Source organism: Bacillus sp. AP50 (genome assembly GCF_040492675.1).
GTDB classification, from domain to species: Bacteria; Bacillota; Bacilli; order Bacillales; family Bacillaceae_G; genus Bacillus_A; species Bacillus_A cereus.
Map to the genome: position 1 here is coordinate 1 of NZ_JBEUTW010000666.1, position 2,634 is coordinate 2,634.

Here is a 2,634-nt window from a genome sequence, read left to right on the forward strand (position 1 = left end):
GTTGGAGATAAGTTTTTTAGCCTTGTTTTGTATTTTTTTAAAAGTTTTCATATGAATAAATGATACAAATTAGTAAAAATTAAAGATATGAGCACATGAAATTGTAAAAATAAACTTGAAGAAAAATAATTGCTTTTGAAGTACAAATAATAATATTTACGCATACAGTATTATCATCGTACAATATGGTTATTAATGACAGAAAGGAATGATGGGTGGACGATGATTAACTAATCTTATTTTTAAATGTTGAAATTCAATAAATTTCAATTTCTAAAAAATAGGATTAGTCTGCCCAATTTCCATAGAACGGTATTGCTATTTATGTTACGTAATAGCTTATTTGGGTGTAAATATTTTAACGACTAATCCTGCCAAATTTATTTGGGAGGATTTTTTTATTCTCCCTTAATGAAAGGGATCGGTATTATGAAAGAACTATTAAAATTAAATGATGTTTATGTTGAAATAAAAGAAAATATGTTGTTAGAGAAAATGAATGTGACAGTAAAACAAGGGGATGTTATCGGATTAATTGGTAAAAACGGTGCTGGTAAATCAACGTTACTTCAATTAATAAATGGAAAGATTGAGCCTTCAAAAGGGATTGTTGAATGGCAGCAAATGAATATGACAACCGCATATGTTGAGCAAGAAATAGAATCTTTTATTAGTAATGATGTAATTGCAAAAGAAGCAGAACTTCTTGCGAAATGGGGCGTGCCAACGAACGATTTTCATACTTTAAGTGGTGGTGAAAAGCTGAAAATTCGATTAGCAAAAGGATTTGCTAAAAATCCTAATGTCTTAATATTAGACGAACCGACAAATCATTTAGATGAGATCAGTACGGGATTTCTCATTAAACAAATAAAAAACATGAAAGGTACAGTTATCGTTGTATCGCATGATCGATATTTTTTAGATGTTGTCGCAACAAAAATATGGTCAATTGAGGACAAAAAATTAATTGAGCATAGTGGTAATTATACGAGCTACATGAAAGCACGTGAGCAAAAAAGAAAGTCGCAGCAGCGTGAATATGAAAAACAACAAAAAAAGATAGAACAAGTAGAAACACATATAAAAGAATTGAGTTCATGGTCACAAAAGGCACACGCGCAGTCTACAAAACAAGAAGGTGTGAAAGAATTCTATCGTGTAAAAGCGAAGCGAATGGATGCACAAGTGAAGTCAAAACGAAAACGACTTGAAAAAGAGCTGGAGAAAACGAAAGTAGAACGTGTGAAAGAAGAGTATTCAGTTGAGTTTTCTATTCAAGCGAACAAAAAAGTAGGAAAACGCTTTTTAGAAGTAAAGCAATTAAAAAAAGACTTTCATGGGAAAGTATTATTTGAAAACGTTAATTTTACAATTCAGCACGGTGAGAAAGTTGCGATTGTTGGACCAAACGGTAGTGGGAAAACAACATTACTGAAGATGATTATGGGAACGGAAACTGCTGAAGGAGAAATATGGATTTCACCTTCAGCAAACATCGGCTATTTAACACAAGAAGTTTTTGATTTACCGCTTGATAAAACACCAGAAAATTTATTTTTTAAAGAGACGTTTGAAGAAAGAGGAAAAGTCCAAAATTTAATGAAACATTTAGGATTCCAAGCGTCTCAATGGAAAGAGCCGATTGAGCATATGAGTATGGGAGAAAGAGTAAAGTGTAAGCTAATGGCTTATATTTTAGATGAAAAAGATGTACTCATTTTAGACGAACCGACGAATCACTTGGATCTACCTTCACGTGAACAACTTGAAAATACATTAGCTGAGTATAACGGAACATTAGTAATTGTATCTCACGATCGATATTTTCTGGAGAAAACAACTAACACAAAACTCGTGTTTTCAAACAATACGATACAAAAGCAGCTAGAAGAACCTACTAAAACAAGAGATGATATTGAAGAGCTACGTTTAACGTTAGAAACAGAGAGACAAGAAGTATTAGGAAAATTAAGCTTTTTAACTTCTAAAGACAAAGAATATAAAGCACTGGATGAACGGTTTATTGAACTTACGAAGCAGATTAAGGAGCTATAACGTAAGTAAGGGGGATTAACATGGGAGAAGAGAGATTCACTAAGTTATTTAAAATAGATTGTGGAGATATATACTTGCAAGAATTTATGGTCAAAGATGCAGAGAGTATTTATAAAATAGCAAATCAACTGGAAATAGCAAAATTTTTACCAGACTGGAAATCAACGAAAGAACAAAGGGTGGATTGGATTGCAGATTATGAAATACCAGCAAACAAAGCATTTCTTGATGCAGTGAAAACTACGAATAACATAGATAATCATACGTTAAAGCTAGGAATATTTAAGAAAGCTACAAATGAACTCATTGGATGGTGCTGCACAGGTATGAAAGAAGAACTCCCTTCACCAAACAGAGAGATAATGTATGCTATCTCAAATGAATATCAAAATCATGGCTATGCTACAAAAGCGACTAAAGGTTTAATTGACTATTTGTTTAAAGAAACAAATTTAAATGTCCTTAACGCAATTGCTTTAATTAACAATGTAGCATCAAATAAAGTTATTGAAAAATGCGGGTTTATTTATAAGAGCCAACAGAGGATAGAAAATCAAATATATAATCATTATATAT

Annotated in this window: 2 protein-coding genes; both read left to right on the top strand. The window is 31.9% G+C overall.

From position 1 onward, the window contains the following. Nucleotides 1–429: 429 nt before the first annotated feature. Complete coding sequence (abc-f, locus tag ABWK52_RS28115; RefSeq protein ID WP_098541310.1) at nt 430–2,058, top strand: ribosomal protection-like ABC-F family protein; 1,629 nt, start codon at nt 430–432, stop codon at nt 2,056–2,058. Between the two features lie 20 nt (nt 2,059–2,078). Then, nucleotides 2,079–2,634: GNAT family N-acetyltransferase (locus tag ABWK52_RS28120; protein WP_353772313.1), on the top strand; the 556-nt coding region annotated here is incomplete at its 3' end.